The following is a 16,231-nucleotide window of genomic DNA, read 5'->3' as shown; positions in this document are numbered from 1 at the left end:
TGGACTAAAACTGCGGATATTTTATCTATTGTGTTAAAATTATCTGAGAATAATAGAAGAATGACGATCGCTCAAAATGGACATTATTGAAATTCTCAAAGACGATTATCAAAGATTTCCTGACAATCAGACTTACAGCATTTATGCAAAAGATGTTTATTTTGAAGACCCGGTGAATCGATTTACAGGAATCGATCGCTACCGCAAAATGATCGGGTTTATGGGGACTTTTTTTCAGGATGTAAATCTCGATTTGCACGGCATTTCGCAGTCGGGAGATACTATAGAAACTCGCTGGACTCTGAGCTGGATCGCACCGCTACCTTGGAAACCGAAAATGGCGATCGCCGGTAGGAGCGAACTTAAAGTCAACAGTGACGGTTTAATCGTTTCTCACATTGATTATTGGGACTGTTCGCGGTTGGATGTGTTCAAACAGCTTGTATTTCCTATAAAAACTAATTTTTGAGAATTGTTCTGAGGTTTTTTAGCAATAAAAAATAGTGTTTCAAGAGCGATCGCCCTTTTTTAACCGCAGATGTTAGCAGATGAACGCTGATGGATTGTTATATGTCGCAATTGATATAGCGGTTCTCAGAAAGATGAGGTACGTAGTTGGGCTTGGGCCCTCAAGCGTCTGGGTGGTTATGTAAGCTGTCAGTCATACCTCATCTTTTTGAGAAAGGCTATATCTAAAATAAATAATTTTAACTTATCTTGACATTGCAGCAATTTCGCGAATCACCGGAAATGCGCTGTGTTCAGCGGTGGGCGATCGCCCAAATTAATTACCCCACTAAATTAATTTATGTTACATAACGTTACAATATAGGAGTAAAGAACTTTCAGGCGAGCTAAACAATCAATGCGCTTAATATTAATGACTGGAAAAGGCGGCGTCGGCAAAACATCCGTAGCCGCTGCGACTGGGCTGCGGTGTGCCGAATTGGGATACAAAACCCTAGTGCTGAGCACAGATCCCGCCCACTCCCTAGCCGACAGCTTCGACATGGAACTCGGACACGATTCGCGGCTGGTGAAACCGAATTTGTGGGGAGCAGAATTAGACGCTCTCAGGGAATTAGAAGGCAATTGGGGAGCAGTCAAGCGCTACATTACTCAAGTCTTGCGAGCGCAGGGGCTCGAAGGGGTGCAAGCTGAAGAATTAGCCATCTTGCCAGGAATGGATGAAATCTTCGGTTTAGTGCGAATGAAGCGGCATTACGACGAAGGCGAATTTGATGTTTTAATTATCGATTCTGCTCCGACTGGCACAGCATTGAGACTGCTAAGTTTGCCCGAAGTTGGCGGCTGGTACATGAGAAAATTTTACAAGCCGCTGCAAGGTATATCCGCCGCCCTTCGACCTTTAGTTGAACCTATTTTTAGACCGATTGCGGGTTTTTCTTTGCCAGACAAAGAGGTGATGGATGCACCTTACGAATTTTACGAACAAATTGAGGCTTTGGAAAAGATTTTAACCGACAATACTGTAACTTCGGTAAGGTTAGTTACCAATCCCGAAAAAATGGTAATTAAAGAGTCTCTGCGCGCTCATGCCTATTTGAGTTTGTACAATGTAGCCACAGATTTAGTAGTAGCAAACCGGATTATTCCGGCAGAAGTAACTGACCCATTTTTTAAACGGTGGAAAGAAAGCCAGGAGCAGTACCGTCAGGAAATCCACTCAGATTTCATGCCGCTGCCAGTTAAGGAAGTGCCGCTTTATTCCGAAGAGATGTGCGGTTTGCCAGCTTTGGAACGCTTGAAAGAAACGCTTTACAAAGACGAAGATCCCAGTCAAATATATTACAAAGAAAATACGATTAGGATTGTTCAGGAAAACAATCAGTATAGTCTTGAACTGTATTTGCCGGGAATTGCTAAGGATCAGATTCAGTTGAGCAAAACTGGAGATGAGTTGAATGTTCGGATTGGGAATCACCGCCGGAATATGGTTTTGCCACAAGCTTTAGCGGCGCTGCAACCTTCCGGGGCGAAGATGGAGGATGATTATTTGAAGATTAAGTTTGCTTGATGCTACGGGTAAGGACACGGCATTGCCGTGTCCCTACAATTAATCGGGCGGTAGTTACATCTCTCGCGAGCATTATGGCTGGGAGTCCTTGCCCGTGCTACGATTATTTTGGTGTAGGGAAACGGCATTGCCGTGTCCTCCCTTACTGCTGGCTAGATACAATTAACAGGACTTAGCATGAATGACTTATTTTAATGCCTCATCAATCACTGCATCGCTAACACCTCGACGCTTCAAACTTGGGACTCTTGTACCCCGTGAACAAGTCCGGCAATTATCTTAGAAAATCAGTAATTTTATTCCATTTCATGACTTCTGCCAAATCAATCGCCGTCAACTCATCCGGATTCTTAATCATCTTATCAGCGCCATACTTTAATAATAATTTAACAGGAGTTAAGTTGCCAGCCAATGCCTCATATTGCAGCATAGTCCAACCATTTTCATCAATTTGATTTACAATAGTAGGATTTTCACTTAATGCACAATCAATTTTGGCCGCCATATTCTCACTCATTGGATGCTCGCCGATTTCATATTCATCCTTATTTCTTGACTCTTTATTTAAATAGCTATCGGGAACAATTCGGATTTCTCTTGGATCGCCGAATTCCAAACCCCAGGCATCATCATGCACACGCCTTCGATCGCTATTCATTTTAAGCCGCATTGCATTAACAGTATATGCACCATAAACTATCCCATGAATAGAATATATCCAATCATCGATATCGTTGAAGCCCATCACAATCCGGTCGCCCGATCCAATTCCATCTATCCATCTCGGATCGTTTAATAAATCTCCACTAACTTTCAGACCATCAAAGTTAACATTCCCCACCCACATATGTTCAACTGACGGTTCAGAATCTGTCACTTTTCCTGTAGGAAATTGAATTTTTACTGCACTTATATCCAGCCCAGGAATTATCCGCCGCCTTTCCCATGACAACTCACGCCAAAAATATTTAAATGATTCGCGTGCCTTCTTGCTAGCAAGATTTATATCCGGGTCATTACCCTTAAATAGATAAATATTTTGACTCATTTACCACCCCCTAGTCGATCGTTCGAGGTCCTCCTAATGTTAATATACATCATAAGCAGGTTAAGTATATCAAGGGAAAGGGATGAAAAGAATTTGACCTTCATATTCATCAGGCTGACTGCAACAAATAAATAGTTCTAAATCATCAATTATCTTACCAATGGGTGCTGTTGCAATAACCTCAACAACTCCAAGCATAGGCAGTCCTTGATTGACTCGCTCGTATGCATACATCGTAATAGTGGCTACATCATGGGTAAGTAAGATGCGTCCTTCATTAGCCGCCCATTCTAAAATATCTGGATCGTCAGTGTGAATCAGCCCTACATCTTGGACACGAACAATATCCAATTCAGGCAAACGCCTCACGAGCCCACGCAATATGGCTCCATTAAAATTTTCATCAGTTAGAAGGCGCACTTGGTATCGACTCCCCTTTTGACTGATAACGAGTAAGCAAACGTTGTCTCAGATCAACTAAGTTGTGTTTTTGAGAAAGTTGTTGTCTCAGTTGCTGAGCTTGTTGGCTGCGCTGCTCCAAATAACTGTCAATTTCCTGACGATGGTTGAGATAATAAGCAATGGTACTGTATATGTCTTCTAAGCGAACAACTGAATACTGAATAGCGATTTCTTCGGGAGTGGAGCCATTGTGGTATGAAGCAAGTATGCTATCTAGGGTCACTCGACTCGAACCTATACGGATACCTCCCGCTTCATCCCAACGGAAAGGGGGAGAGGTTGCTTGGAATTTTGCTGGGGCGCTGATTAGGGACATATTGTGCCTGACTTGAACTGTATAAAAACATTGTAGCAAGAAGCCTAATGGTTTGTCTGAAGGTAATGAAAGCCAACCATTAAAACCCGTGTCTACGATCGCCTCATGTGTGTGAATTTTCCCATCTGAGTCACATATTGAAAGCGAGATAATCGCTTCAAAATCAGCATTAATGATTCCTGGGATCGTACATATCTCTTGGTTCGTCCACCGAATCGGCGAACGTGACGATACCCAACGCGAACAATCCAGATTTGAGAATTTGGGTGACGAGATTCAAGGCGAGCGCAAGCAGCTATTTCACTCGCATAAACTTCAAAATCTCCAGTTTCAAGGTCAATCGCTACAATTTTGCCTTGATTGCCCGATTCGATTTGTGAGCGTATTTGAGTTTGATAAATGCGATCGCCACGTTGAGCAAATTCTTCTTTGCTATAGAGGGGTTGACTGACTACCATGATTACCACTTTTCCTCGAGCTTTGCCTTAACTATAATTATATTGGTTTGGGCTGAAAAATTGTTTCAGTCCCCCTAAAATCATACTCTGCTTCCATAACTATTCCTCTCCCTCTTCTTTTCCATCCTCTGCGCCCTCTGCGCCCTCTGCGGTTTGTTCAATCTTTCCTAGATTCAACTCAATCTTTTTCTGCTGACGTTCCGACGCAGCTTTTTGCAGCAGTTTCAATTTTTCTGGATCGGCATTCGATCGCCAAAACAACTTATGATCCTTAATCTTAACGCAATTTTCCTCCAAACACTTCACCCATTCCCGATGTTTTTTAACTGCGCCACGATCCAGAATCCCTAACTTTTCTTCTTGGCGGCTGAGTTTCGCAAACTTGTCATAATGCGGATAACTAGCAGTAACAAAAGCTTCTTTTCTCACTAAAATTGGCGGGTTGTACAAATCAGAATAGTCTTGATAGCTCATAGAAAGGTCGCGCAAATCTATGTGCATAGAAGTGTGGAGAGCTGGATGCGGGTTAGTGTCAAAATCGGGATAAAATAAATACGAAATCTGAGGCTTGCGAGCGTGAAATTTGATGATTGTAGCGCCGTCAAGCCTGCCAATTGTGCGGTTGGCGCAGCCTTCGTAGAGCCGCAGCAAAGGGTCTAGTTCTTCTAATGCAGAGACGTGAACTGAAAGAGAACCGGGCTGTTTGTAGCCGATCGCACTATCTTCGCAGCAATCCGCCACAATATCAGCTTTGCCCAAACTGTACAGCATTAAATCAGCCAAAGTGCAAGCTTTTTGATAATTGTCAAACAAACCTTTAATGTCGTTGCGGATTTGAGCCGGGAGTCGGCGGATTGAAGGTCGATCGCCCAAACCGTTGAGAGCGAGATATACTAGCAAATCCTGGCGGCGCTTGTCGGCGATTGTCTCCCAATCATCCGCATCCGTTGCTTGCAAAATCACCCTCCAAGCGCGATTAAAACTGTGAAATTCCTCCTTAATGGGGGATTCTTCCGCTAGTTCGCCTTTAACCGGAAGCCGGCCCCGATCGCTCACAAAAGCCATCAAAGGAGCCAGCATTTCCGCATAATCCTCAAACCGCTTAACTTGCGATCGCACTCTGGGAGTCGATAAGTGCGATCGAAACCGAGAAGCACGAAAACCTTCGCCCTCCGCAGCATCCCGAAACACAAAATAAATCCCCAAAGCCACAGGAATTGCATCAACACTCAAAACTTGGTCGATATAAACTTTCAACTCTTCTTGTTCGTAATACTTCTGAAAAGTATTCCGAGAAGTAATCACCCCATCCCCGTAAGCAATTTGACCTCGATCGCTATCATCAATCAAAACTTGAGCCGCTACAACTAATAAATTATTAGTTAATTCCCAAGCATTCAGCAAAGCTTCTCGGCGTTCCGCCAAAGATTCAATTACATTAATCACATAACCAATATTCACAATATCCGCACAAGTTCGCGGAGTATCCGGCTGATAGTATGGGTCCCAACCCGAAATAGCATAACCCTCTTGTGCAATATATTTAAGATCCCCGCCGTAACCGCAACCGTAATCAAAAAAAGTCGCCCCGTCGATCGCTAAATCAGCTTCTAAAACCAGACGCAAAGGTTTAGAAAGCGAGTTGCGTACCATCGCAGCTTTGTGTCGCTCGATTTTGGGAATTGAAAGGTCGCTATTCTCCTGTCTCAAACGCTCGACTACAGCATGATCTTTGATTTCCACACCGCAATATCCCAAGTATTTGAGCCAACCCTCGCGAGTCCCGATAACGCTAGTATTGTCAAGCAGTCCCCATCCTTCCTCGCAGCGAGTCAGTCGAGCAAACTTCTCGTAGTGGGGATAATCCGCAGTTATAAAAGTTTCCTTGCGGTGCAAAACCGGGGGATTTTCGCTGTTGCTGTAATCGAAATATTTAACTTCTCCTGTTTCGAGATTAATTTGGATGCTGGTTTGCAAAGCAGGGTGAGCGTCAGTATCGAAATCAGGGTAAAAAAGATAAGATATTTTAGGTTGATGGAGTGAAAATTTAACTAAAGTTGCTGCATCAATATTTTCGAGAGTATGTCTGGCACAATTTTCGTAAGTTACGAGTACAGGGTTGAGTGTCGGTAAAGCCGAAACGTGAACGTAAAAAGCCGTGGGTAATTTTTTGCCAACCTTGCTTTCCCGACAGCAGCGAGCCACTTTTGCCACCAGATTGTCAACACAAAAATTATTGATTTCCTCGGGCGGGTCTGGCACAGTATTTACTGAATCTTGCTCAGAAATAGCCTTTTTTTCATACAATAAAAGTTTTCGAGCAAAAGCCGTCAAAGGCGTTAGAAGTTCTCCATTATTTTCTAATGAATCGCTATCTAAAATAGTGTTTGTACTGGTATCATAATTCATAGCTAAATTAATTATTTCTTTTTAATTAACCGCAGAGAACGCAGAGGACACAGAGTGAAAAAAGACAGAAAAAATTTATTTTTTAGTCTTTTAGAGAGGGACTAGAGTTGATACAGCCACAATTTTAATTGCCGACAAATCTAACAACTAAAAACCGACTTAAATATTAACTAAACATTCGAGTTTCCACAAATTCTTGAACCCGGGCTAAATGAATGGACAAACTCACTAATATTTTATCAACCATCTCAATAGTTGACAATGTTACCCCTGGTTGGTGAAAATGAAAGCCTCGCGCTTGATGCTCCAATTGTGCGGCCAAATCCGACATCTGAGCAACTCCCACATTAGCAGAAGTTCCCTTGAGACGGTGTGCTTGATATTCCACAGCTTGCCAATCTTTAGCTTCTACGGCTATTTTGGCAGCAGCCACATCAGCTTGCGCGTTTGCCACAAAAGCTTGCAAAAGTCGCTCGGGCAATTTAATATTAACTCGTCCGAGTTGTTCCAATCTGCTCTTGTCGAACAGTCCGTCGCAGTCTGCGTGTTCCCAAGTTTGAAGCCCGATCGCCCTTGGTGCCGGTACAGCCACAACCTGCGCTTTTTCCAAAACTTCTGTATAATTTGTTGCTAATTGAGATTTATTTTCCAAATTAATACTTTTAACTCCATACTTATTTTCCAACTGAACATTTTGAGCTTCATACTTTTTCAGCGCCGCCCCCAAAGCATCTAAATCTACAGGTTTGCTGAGATAATCGTCCATCCCCGCCGCCAGACACTTTTCTCGTTCCCCCGGCATAGCGTGAGCAGTTAAAGCAATCACAAAAGTATGCCGATCGCTTCCTTCGATTTCCCTCAACTTTTGCGCCGTTTTGTAACCGTCAAGTACAGGCATTTGACAGTCCATCAGCACTAAATCATAGCTGTTTTCTGCCAGCAAATCCAGCGCTTCTTGACCGTTGGCGGCGCAGTCAGCGTGATAGCCTAAAACGTTCAACTGTTCGACAATAACTTGTTGATTGATAGGGTGGTCTTCCGCCAGCAAAATTTTCAGCGATGACGGCAAATTTGGAGTAACATATTGAGAATAAACTGCTGGCAACTTGCAAGTATTAACAGCCTCCAAACTCCCAAAATCTCCCGTTCCCTTAACCGGTGCCAGCAAAGCCTCAAGCAGGCGGTTCGGCCGCACCGGTTCGATCAAATAGCTGCTAAAACCCAGACTGCAAAGCGCTTCAGCTTTCTGCTGTTCCCGCAAAGCAGTCATGGCAATTAACGAGTCAAATGCCGAGGTCGATCGCACTTTCCTAGCAAATTCCTCCGCATCCAAATCCGGCATTTGCAAGTCCACAAGCACCGCATCGCAGCTTTTTTCCCCTTCCCCCGAATGCTGAGAAATCCCACCCCGGGCATTTTTTAACCAACTCAAAGCCTCAGCAGCAGTTTCTGCCTCGTCGCAGCGGGCACCCCAACTTTGAGCGAGCGATCGTACCGCCGCCCTCCTCAAAGCGCTTCCAGAGACTACTAACAGCTTCTTGCCCGCAAGTTCGGGCTCGCGAGGCTCAATTTGCAACTGTTTTTCCAAAGGTACACTAAACCAAAAAGTCGAACCGCTGCCTAGCAAACTGCGAACCCCAATGTCGCCTCCCATGATCTCCACTAACTGTTTGCAAATAGCCAAACCCAAACCCGTCCCGCCGTATGGCCTAGTAAGAGAATCGTCTACCTGAGAAAAAGATTGGAACAGCTTTGTCTGCCCCTCCGGCGAAATTCCAATCCCCGTATCTCGCACCGAAAATAGCAATTTGGCGCCTTCTGGGCTTTCGGTCGATCGAGCGCCCCCCTTGACAGTTATGTGAACTAAAACTTGACCGCGATCGGTAAATTTTATCGCATTCCCCGTCAAGTTTAACAAAATTTGCTTTAATCTGTTCGAGTCGCCCACCAACTTTCTCGGCACCCAACTGTCAACTAAAATATTCAATTCAATATTTTTTTCTTCGGCAAAAGATACCACCATTTCTATCACCGACTCAATGCAGCTATTCAAATCAAAATTAGCCTTTTCCAGCCGCATTTCTCCAGCTTCAATCTTAGAGAAATCGAGGATATCATTAATAACATTCAGCAAATGTTCAGCACTGCGGTAAATAGTTTGAGCGCAGTCCCGCTGTTTCGGTTCCAGAGGAGCGCGCAGCAGCAATTGAGCCATGCCCAAAACCCCATTCATCGGAGTGCGAATTTCGTGACTCATGTTTGCTACGAATTGCGACTTCACCCGGCTCGCTTCTAGGGCCGTTTCCCGCGCTTCCACCAACTCATTAATCTTGTCTGCCACCATCACAATTCCCCCCACTTTCCCGTCGGGACTGTACCAAGGGTGAGCAGCCCAACGCAGGTACATAACAGAGCCATCGGCTCGTTCCCAAGCATCTTCGCTCACAGAAACTACCTCGCCTTTGAACACTTCTTGATACATTATTTTCCAGCGATTCGGCGTATCGGGAAACAATTCGTAATGACTGCAATTTGTCAGGGACTGCCATTCCAAATTAAATTGAGTCAGCCATTTGTGAGAGTTAGCTAAATAGCGCATTTCCGTATCGAACATCGCCATTGCTACCGGCACGCAAGTAATAATTTGTTTCAGTTGCTGCCGTTCCCTTTCTAGAGCATCTTCCGCCTGTTTCCGCTCAGTAATGTCGCTAATCATACCGGCCATCCGCAGCGGTTTTCCCTGATAATTTCGCTGAGCTTTTCCCTGAGAAGTGCAGTAGCGGTAAGCACCTGATGAGTGCAGCAGCCGGAATTCTACATTGTAGTCTATTTCTTGTTCCAAGTGAGCGGCGATCGCCCGGACGATGCCGTCCTTGTCCTCGGGGTGCAGGCGGTTGTAGAGAGCTTCCATTGTGCTGCCAAATTGCTGCCGCGACAAACCGATAATTTCCAAAAGGCGATCGTTCCAATAAACCTCATTTTTACTTAAATCCCAATCCCAAATTCCGTCGTTCACTCCCTCTAAAACTAACCTGTACCTTTCCTCACTTTCCTTAAGTTTTTGACTGGTATGAAACGCCTCAGATTCGGCGCGGTAAACGCGAAGGGCATTGTACAAACTGCGGGACAAACTCTCTGGAGACATCTTGCCTTTAGCGATATAATCAGAAGCTCCAGCTTTCATCAATTCCACAGCAATTTGTTCGTCGCCTTGACCTGTGAGCACAATTAAGGGAACTTTGATTCCAGCTTCCCGCAGCTCTTGCACCAAAGTCAGTCCGTCTCCGTCCGGCAAGCCGTAGTCGAGCAATACGCAGTCAAATTTGCACTCAAATATCTGATTTAATAGCAGCGGATTTTCTGTCTTCTCAACCTCGCTTAAATATTGAGATTTATCTTGTTCGGAAAGTTTCTCCGCCTGGGTGAAATTTTTTCTGACAGAGAGTTTTCTCCGGGCATCGGCGCAGTCTTCTGCTTCAGTAACTTCTACAGCAACCCCAGCCGATTTGAGCGAGCGTTTGACCGCCATCCGATCGACTGCATCGTCATCAACTATCAGAATTTTGAGGAATTTTTCCATAACAACCGAATTGTGGATTACTCCGAAAAAGCTGCGGCACACAAAAAGTAATTAAAACAAATGCACCGCTGAAAAATCATAAAAGCTACCTTGAAATTTTTTCTGTTAGAATTTTCCTAATTTAGGGAATTTCGCTCAGCATCCAGTATCTGTTGAGCGTACCCATAACTTCCACAAAGCTAGAAAAAGTTACAGGTTTAAGAATATAGCCGGCTACATTTAAATTATAAGCTTCTACCTTATCTCTATCTTCATTTGAAGTTGTGAGGACGATCACCGGAATCGACCTCAAACTTTCATCCAGCCGTAATTCTCGCAAAAACTCAATCCCGTTCATTCTCGGCATATTCAAGTCCAGCAAAATCAACCGGCGCGCTTGAGGCATTGCAGGCTCTATTTTTGCTTCTCCGCGCAATATAGCCAGAGCTTCTAATCCGTTGGCAGCCATGTAGAGGGGGTTAACGATGTTATTTTTTTTGAACGCTCGCCGGACGTTCATCACATCAACCTCATCATCTTCTACCAAGAGGATATGAATTTTTTTGTCTTCCATAAATCAGCCATTTTACAGATGTTTTTTAAGCGCCAGTTTCCTTGGCGAGGTTCAGTCAGTACAAATCGCGAACCCAGCAGCTCTAATTTCTATTGTCCTTTGTCAAGAATCATTTATACCTCAGCCAATCGCGTTATCTATCTACAGGCATACTCGCCCTCACGGGCATGAGTGGGGCAGCCGAGAACCAAAAACTCGCCAATAACGCCCTCAGAGAGCTAATGTAAAATCTAAAACTCATCTACATTATTAATCGCCATGTCAGCCGATCGCAAAATCTACGAAGGCAAAGCCAAAATCCTCTACTCCACCGAAGACAGCGAAATTTTGCTGACCCACTTCAAAGACGACGCCACGGCTTTTAACGCCCAGAAACGCGGCAGCATCGCAGGCAAAGGCGAAATCAACAATGCCATATCAGCCCACCTGTTTAGGATGCTAGAAGCCAAAGGCATCCCCACCCACTTCATCGACACTCCAGCGCCCAACCAAATGCGAGTCTGCCGCGTCCAAATCTTGCCCTTGGAAGTAGTCGTCAGAAACATTGCCGCCGGCAGTCTTTGCAAACAAACCGGACTCGCCCTCGGCACAATTGTCAATCCGCCGCTGGTGGAGTTTTATTACAAAAACGACGATTTGGGAGACCCGCTGCTGACCCGCGGCCGACTGCTGTTAATGCAGCTAGCCACCCCCGAACAAATAGAGCAACTAGAAATCGCCGCCCGCGAAATTAACGAAATACTCAAAGAATTTTTCAGCCAGTGCGGCATCACCCTGGTAGACTTCAAACTAGAATTCGGTATCGATCGACATCAAAATCTGATCTTAGCTGACGAAATCAGTCCCGACACCTGCCGCCTCTGGAACAACGCAGAAACAGACCCCGACGCCCGTGTGATGGACAAAGACCGATTCCGGCGCGACTTGGGATCGGTGGAAACCGCTTACCAGCAAGTTCTCCAGCGGGTTCTAGCTCAGAAAGTCTAGATGCCTTAACAATGCGCTACAATTGCACAGTTTGTCACGGACATTCAGCACTCAGCAGTCAACAGTTAGCAGTCAGCGGCAAATTCAACCGACTCAATAACTAATGACTAATGACTAATGACTGATGACTGATGACTAATGTGGTGTGTGGATTGCCTAAAAAAGTGAACAAAAATGCGTTTATCTGCTGTATTGGTGGCAGTTTTTACTGCCTCAGCAACATTCGGGTTATCAAATTCCGCAAACGGCCAAACATCCTACTCTGAATCAACAGAGGAAGCTTTGGCTGCCGTTACCCCCGCCCCGCCGATCGAATTATCCGATCGCCCCATTCCAGAACTAACCCAAAATCCTCCTCAAAACCCTAAAGCCGCTAAAAGCAGCAAAGGGGAAGCCCTAAAAATAGTTGCGGCCCCTGCCAGAGGAGAAGACGACCGCGAACCCCCAAACCGACTCACAGACCCGCCCTCCCCGGTTTCGCCTCCGAACCTTCAACTCAAACCCGAGCTAGCATCCAACCCCTCCCCCGCCTCTAGCAGCCAAAACGCCCTGCCAGACTCGCAACTGGGCAGCCCGCTCCCCCCCGAGCGATCGGCTGTAACGCCCGCCTGGATCGCAGCAGAGCTAGGGAAACCAGAGGAATCAGGGGCGATCGCTCAAAACGCCCAAGTTCCCAGACCGGCCCCGACCAGACCGGCCCCGACCAGACCGCCGACTAACACCGTTCCCACCTTGCCTTCTGCCCCAGCACCGCAGCCCAGACAAACCCCCGCACCCGCCGGGGCGGCCGAACCGCAAGTGCTAGTTGCAGAAGTTACCGTCACCGGGGCGACGGGAGACCTGGAAAGCGAAATTTACCGAGTCATCAGCACCCAACCGGGACGCACGACCAACCGCAGCCAACTGCAACAAGACATCAACGCCATTTTTGCCACGGGCTTTTTCAGAAACGTGCGGGCAGTACCCGAAGACACCCCGTTGGGCGTCCGCGTGACTTTTATCGTGCAGGCAAATCCGGTGCTGCGGGGAGTGACAATCACCGGTCAGCAAGTGCTGCCCCAAAGCGTAATTGACGAAAGCTTCCGCGATCAATACGGCAAAATTCTCAACCTCCGCCGCTTTGAGGAGGGAGTGAAAAAAATTAATACGTGGTATCAAGATAACGGCTATGTTTTAGGCCAAATCACTGATGCCCCGCAAGTAGCAGACGACGGCACAGTCACCCTGGTAGTGGCAGAAGGCCAGATCGAATCCGTTGATGTCCGCTTCTTGAACAAGGAGGGAGAGGCAACAGATCCCACGGGTCAGCCGATCAGAGGCAACACCCGTCGCTTTGTCGTCACCCGCGAAGTAGAACTCAAGCCCGGAGACATCTTTAACCGCACCAAGGCGGAAAGGGATTTGAGACGGGTGTTTGGTTTGGGAATTTTTGAAGACGTGCGGCTTGCCTTGGAACCGGGAACGACAGACCCCCGCAAGGCAAGGGTAATTGTCAACGTCATCGAGAAAAATACTGGTTCTCTGGCGGCGGGTGCAGGTTTGAGTTCCGCGACGGGTTTGTTCGGTACGGTGAGTTACCAGCAGCAAAACTTGGGCGGTAGAAACCAGAAGTTGGGGGCTGAAGTACAAATCGGGGAACGCCAAACGCTGTTTGACCTGAGTTTTACCGACCCCTGGATTGCGGGCGATCCTTACCGGACTTCTTATACGGTTAATGCGTTTAGAAGACGATCGATCAGCGTGATTTTTGACGGCGGCGAACAGGAAGTCAGACTGCCCAACGACGATCGACCCCGCATCGTCCGCACCGGTCTCGGCCTCAATTTCACCCGTCCCCTGTCGCGCAATCCTTTTGCCGATTCTGAGTGGACTGCTTCAGTCGGCTTGCAGTACCAGCGAATCTCAATTACCGATCGCAAAGGCAGGCGCGAATCCAAGGACGAACTCGGCAACCTGTTAAGTTTTAGCAATTCCGGCTCCGACGACTTGACAACACTGCAAGCAGGTGCTGTGCGCGATCGGCGCAACGACCCCCTCCGCCCCACTAGCGGTTCTCTGCTCAGGTTTGGGGTTGAACAATCGATTCCTGTAGGTTCCGGCAGCATCCTGTTAAACCGCCTGCGGGCCAGCTACAGCTTTTACCTACCAGTCAAGTACACTAACTTTGCCACCGGCCCTCAAACCCTGGCATTTAGTTTTAAAGGCGGTACCGTATTCGGAGATTTACCTCCCTACGAAGCCTTTGCCTTGGGCGGCGCCAACTCGGTGCGCGGATACAACGAAGGCGACCTCGGAGCCGGCCGCAGCTTCCTAGAAGCCAGCGTAGAGTACCGTTTCCCGATTATTTCGTTTATCGGCGGAGCGCTATTTTTGGATGCTGGCACCGATTTGGGGACAGGCAAAGATGTCCCGGGCGACCCTGCCGGTATCCGCAAAAAGCCGGGTAGCGGTTACGGTTACGGCCTCGGCGTGCGGATTCAATCTCCTTTAGGGCCGATCCGGATCGATTACGGTATCAACGACAGCGGCGACAATCAAATTCACTTTGGGATTGGCGAGCGATTTTAAGTTGGCAGTTGAGAGTTGGCAGTTGGCAGTTGACAGTTGAGAGTTGGCAGTTGAGAGTTGAGAGTTGGCAGTTGGCAGTTGGCAGTTGGCAGTTGAGAGTTGACAGTTGACTGCTAACTACTGACTACTAACTACTAACTACTAACTACTAACTACTAACTACTAACTACTAACTACTAACTACTAACTACTAACTGCTGACTACTGACTACTGACTGCTGACTACTGACTACTAACTAATGACTATTCAACGTACCTTAAAATCTGAATTTGAACTGTCGGGAATCGGTTTGCACAGCGGCGAACAAACTCGCGTCCGAGTTTTGCCTGCGGAGGTTGGGGAAGGTCGCTATTTTGTCAGAATTGACTTGCCCGGTGCTCCGATAATTCCTGCAAAAATTGAGGCGGTTTGTCAGACTGCACTTTCAACTGAACTGGCAGGTATCGATGCTCAAATTCGCACTGTAGAGCATCTATTAGCGGCTTTGGCTGGGATGGGAGCGGATAATGCTCGAATTGAGGTTGATGGGCCGGAAGTGCCGCTGCTGGACGGTTCGGCTCAGGTTTGGGTAGAGGCGATCGCCCGTACCGGCTTGGTTCCTCAAGCATCGAAGCAAGACCCCACTCCCTTCTGCGTCCTAGAACAGCCAATTTGGGTGCGTCACGGGGATGCTTTTGCAGCGGCTTTACCGTCAGCGGAAACTCGGTTCAGTTACGGAATTGATTTTGAGGAACAGGCGATCGGCAATCAATGGTACAGTTGGTCGCCAGAGGCAGAATCTTTTGCTAGCGCGATCGCCCCAGCCCGTACTTTTGGACTTGCCCGCCAAATTGACCAATTGCGACAAGCAGGTTTGATCAAAGGTGGTACCCTAGAGAACGCCCTAGTTTGCGATCGCTCCGGCTGGCTCAACCCGCCTTTGAGATTTGCCAACGAACCAGTGCGCCATAAAATCCTAGACTTAGTAGGCGACCTCAGCCTGCTGGGAACTTGGCCAAAAGCTCACTACTTGGCTTACAAAGCCAGTCACAACTTGCACGTCCAACTCGCCTTAGCACTGAAATCGGAAGCTCTAGCTACGCTAGATAAAAGTTAGGAAAAAACAGGCTATCTGTTAAGATTGCATCTTCCTTCTTCCTTCTTCCTTCTTCCTTCTTCCTTCTGCCATACCACACTCAAAAGTCTTCAAGCAATGTCCACGCTGACTGAAGTTAACACCCTCAATACTGCTAATTCTGAATCCGTTCCCAGCGATAACGGTGAGGATTCTCCAGCGGTTAAATCTACTTTTACTGTCGAAGAAATTCAGAAATTATTGCCTCACCGCTATCCTTTTGCACTGGTTGACAAGATTATTGATTACGTGCCAGGAGTGCGGGCTGTAGGAATTAAAAATGTGACTTTCAACGAACCGCATTTTCAAGGGCATTTTCCCGGACGGCCGATTATGCCTGGGGTTTTAATTGTCGAAGCGATGGCTCAAGTTGGCGGTATGGTTCTGGCTCAGTTGCCCGACATCGAGCAAGGATTGTGGATGTTTACGGGAATTGATAAAGTCAAGTTCCGCCGTCAGGTTGTACCGGGCGATCAGTTGCTGATGACTGTAGAATTGCTGTGGGTAAAACGCCGCCGCTTCGCAAAAATCCAGGCTCTGGCTGAAGTGAACGGACAAAAAGTTTGTGAAGGAGAATTGATGTTTTCGATGGTAGATTAAATTTGTTATTTGTTACTTGCTATTTGGGGAATTTATATTCCTGCCAACTGCCAACTGCCAACTGCCAACTGCCAACTGCCAACTTACAACTGCCAAC

Annotated in this window: 13 protein-coding genes; 6 read left to right on the top strand and 7 right to left on the bottom strand. The window is 46.8% G+C overall.

Features of this window, described 5'->3' with window-relative positions:
• The first annotated feature begins 76 nt into the window (after nucleotides 1–76).
• Nucleotides 77–469: a DUF2358 domain-containing protein gene (locus tag QUA56_RS24410; protein WP_333362811.1), complete on the top strand. Its 393-nt coding sequence runs from the start codon at nucleotides 77–79 to the stop codon at nucleotides 467–469.
• A gap of 396 nt (nucleotides 470–865) precedes the next feature.
• On the top strand, nucleotides 866–2,038 hold the full coding sequence (locus tag QUA56_RS24405) for a TRC40/GET3/ArsA family transport-energizing ATPase (RefSeq protein WP_333082574.1): 1,173 nt from the start codon (nucleotides 866–868) through the stop codon (nucleotides 2,036–2,038).
• 274 nt (nucleotides 2,039–2,312) lie between these two features.
• Here the strand turns inward: QUA56_RS24405 and QUA56_RS24400 are convergent, their stop codons facing one another.
• The 7 genes from QUA56_RS24400 to QUA56_RS24370 all read right to left on the bottom strand — a co-directional run bounded on the left by QUA56_RS24400 (nucleotide 2,313) and on the right by QUA56_RS24370 (nucleotide 10,864).
• Nucleotides 2,313–3,086, bottom strand: a complete 774-nt coding sequence (locus QUA56_RS24400; protein WP_333362807.1) for a DUF2314 domain-containing protein — start codon at nucleotides 3,084–3,086, stop codon at nucleotides 2,313–2,315.
• A 69-nt stretch (nucleotides 3,087–3,155) separates the two neighbouring features.
• Nucleotides 3,156–3,455: a DUF5615 family PIN-like protein gene (locus tag QUA56_RS24395; RefSeq protein ID WP_333362861.1), complete on the bottom strand. Its 300-nt coding sequence runs from the start codon at nucleotides 3,453–3,455 to the stop codon at nucleotides 3,156–3,158.
• Between the two features lie 34 nt (nucleotides 3,456–3,489).
• Nucleotides 3,490–3,864, bottom strand: coding sequence for a DUF433 domain-containing protein (locus QUA56_RS24390; RefSeq protein WP_333362804.1), 375 nt, complete (start codon nucleotides 3,862–3,864; stop codon nucleotides 3,490–3,492).
• 92 nt (nucleotides 3,865–3,956) lie between these two features.
• Entirely contained in the window at nucleotides 3,957–4,322 is a 366-nt protein-coding gene (locus QUA56_RS24385) for a hypothetical protein (RefSeq protein WP_333362801.1), read from the bottom strand.
• A gap of 99 nt (nucleotides 4,323–4,421) precedes the next feature.
• Nucleotides 4,422–6,731 (bottom strand): DNA phosphorothioation-associated putative methyltransferase, encoded by a 2,310-nt coding sequence (locus tag QUA56_RS24380; RefSeq protein ID WP_333362798.1) that lies wholly within the window; start codon nucleotides 6,729–6,731, stop codon nucleotides 4,422–4,424.
• Nucleotides 6,732–6,897: 166 nt separating this feature from the next.
• Nucleotides 6,898–10,311 carry a response regulator gene (locus QUA56_RS24375; protein ID WP_333362795.1) on the bottom strand — a complete coding sequence of 1,138 codons (3,414 nt, stop codon included), beginning with the start codon at nucleotides 10,309–10,311 and terminating at the stop codon, nucleotides 6,898–6,900.
• A 121-nt stretch (nucleotides 10,312–10,432) separates the two neighbouring features.
• A complete protein-coding gene (locus QUA56_RS24370) occupies nucleotides 10,433–10,864 on the bottom strand; it encodes a response regulator (RefSeq protein WP_333362792.1) in 432 nt (143 codons plus the stop codon).
• Nucleotides 10,865–11,122: 258 nt separating this feature from the next.
• Between QUA56_RS24370 and purC the strand changes: the two genes are divergently transcribed.
• The 4 genes from purC to fabZ all read left to right on the top strand — a co-directional run bounded on the left by purC (nucleotide 11,123) and on the right by fabZ (nucleotide 16,134).
• Nucleotides 11,123–11,851, top strand: coding sequence for a phosphoribosylaminoimidazolesuccinocarboxamide synthase (gene purC / locus QUA56_RS24365; protein WP_333362789.1), 729 nt, complete (start codon nucleotides 11,123–11,125; stop codon nucleotides 11,849–11,851).
• 174 nt (nucleotides 11,852–12,025) lie between these two features.
• Nucleotides 12,026–14,419 (top strand): BamA/TamA family outer membrane protein, encoded by a 2,394-nt coding sequence (locus tag QUA56_RS24360; protein ID WP_333362786.1) that lies wholly within the window; start codon nucleotides 12,026–12,028, stop codon nucleotides 14,417–14,419.
• Between the two features lie 239 nt (nucleotides 14,420–14,658).
• Nucleotides 14,659–15,516, top strand: coding sequence for a UDP-3-O-acyl-N-acetylglucosamine deacetylase (gene lpxC, locus QUA56_RS24355; RefSeq protein WP_333362783.1), 858 nt, complete (start codon nucleotides 14,659–14,661; stop codon nucleotides 15,514–15,516).
• Between the two features lie 96 nt (nucleotides 15,517–15,612).
• On the top strand, nucleotides 15,613–16,134 hold the full coding sequence (fabZ, locus tag QUA56_RS24350) for a 3-hydroxyacyl-ACP dehydratase FabZ (protein WP_333362779.1): 522 nt from the start codon (nucleotides 15,613–15,615) through the stop codon (nucleotides 16,132–16,134).
• Nucleotides 16,135–16,231 lie beyond the last annotated feature (97 nt).

The sequence above is a fragment of the Microcoleus sp. N3A4 genome, from assembly GCF_036701805.1.
Classification (GTDB): Bacteria; Cyanobacteriota; Cyanobacteriia; order Cyanobacteriales; family Microcoleaceae; genus Microcoleus.
The sequence above is the reverse complement of the archived record's forward strand: the minus strand, read 5'-3'. Positions and strand labels throughout refer to the sequence as shown.

Coding starts and splice junctions, on each gene's coding strand:
- QUA56_RS24410 (WP_333362811.1), top strand. CDS start 77: ATGGACATTATTGAAATTCTCAAAGACGATTATCAAAGATTTCCTGAC.
- QUA56_RS24405 (WP_333082574.1), top strand. CDS start 866: ATGCGCTTAATATTAATGACTGGAAAAGGCGGCGTCGGCAAAACATCC.
- QUA56_RS24400 (WP_333362807.1), bottom strand. CDS start 3,086: ATGAGTCAAAATATTTATCTATTTAAGGGTAATGACCCGGATATAAAT.
- QUA56_RS24390 (WP_333362804.1), bottom strand. CDS start 3,864: ATGTCCCTAATCAGCGCCCCAGCAAAATTCCAAGCAACCTCTCCCCCT.
- QUA56_RS24385 (WP_333362801.1), bottom strand. CDS start 4,322: ATGGTAGTCAGTCAACCCCTCTATAGCAAAGAAGAATTTGCTCAACGT.
- QUA56_RS24380 (WP_333362798.1), bottom strand. CDS start 6,731: ATGAATTATGATACCAGTACAAACACTATTTTAGATAGCGATTCATTA.
- QUA56_RS24375 (WP_333362795.1), bottom strand. CDS start 10,311: ATGGAAAAATTCCTCAAAATTCTGATAGTTGATGACGATGCAGTCGAT.
- QUA56_RS24370 (WP_333362792.1), bottom strand. CDS start 10,864: ATGGAAGACAAAAAAATTCATATCCTCTTGGTAGAAGATGATGAGGTT.
- purC (WP_333362789.1), top strand. CDS start 11,123: ATGTCAGCCGATCGCAAAATCTACGAAGGCAAAGCCAAAATCCTCTAC.
- QUA56_RS24360 (WP_333362786.1), top strand. CDS start 12,026: ATGCGTTTATCTGCTGTATTGGTGGCAGTTTTTACTGCCTCAGCAACA.
- lpxC (WP_333362783.1), top strand. CDS start 14,659: ATGACTATTCAACGTACCTTAAAATCTGAATTTGAACTGTCGGGAATC.
- fabZ (WP_333362779.1), top strand. CDS start 15,613: ATGTCCACGCTGACTGAAGTTAACACCCTCAATACTGCTAATTCTGAA.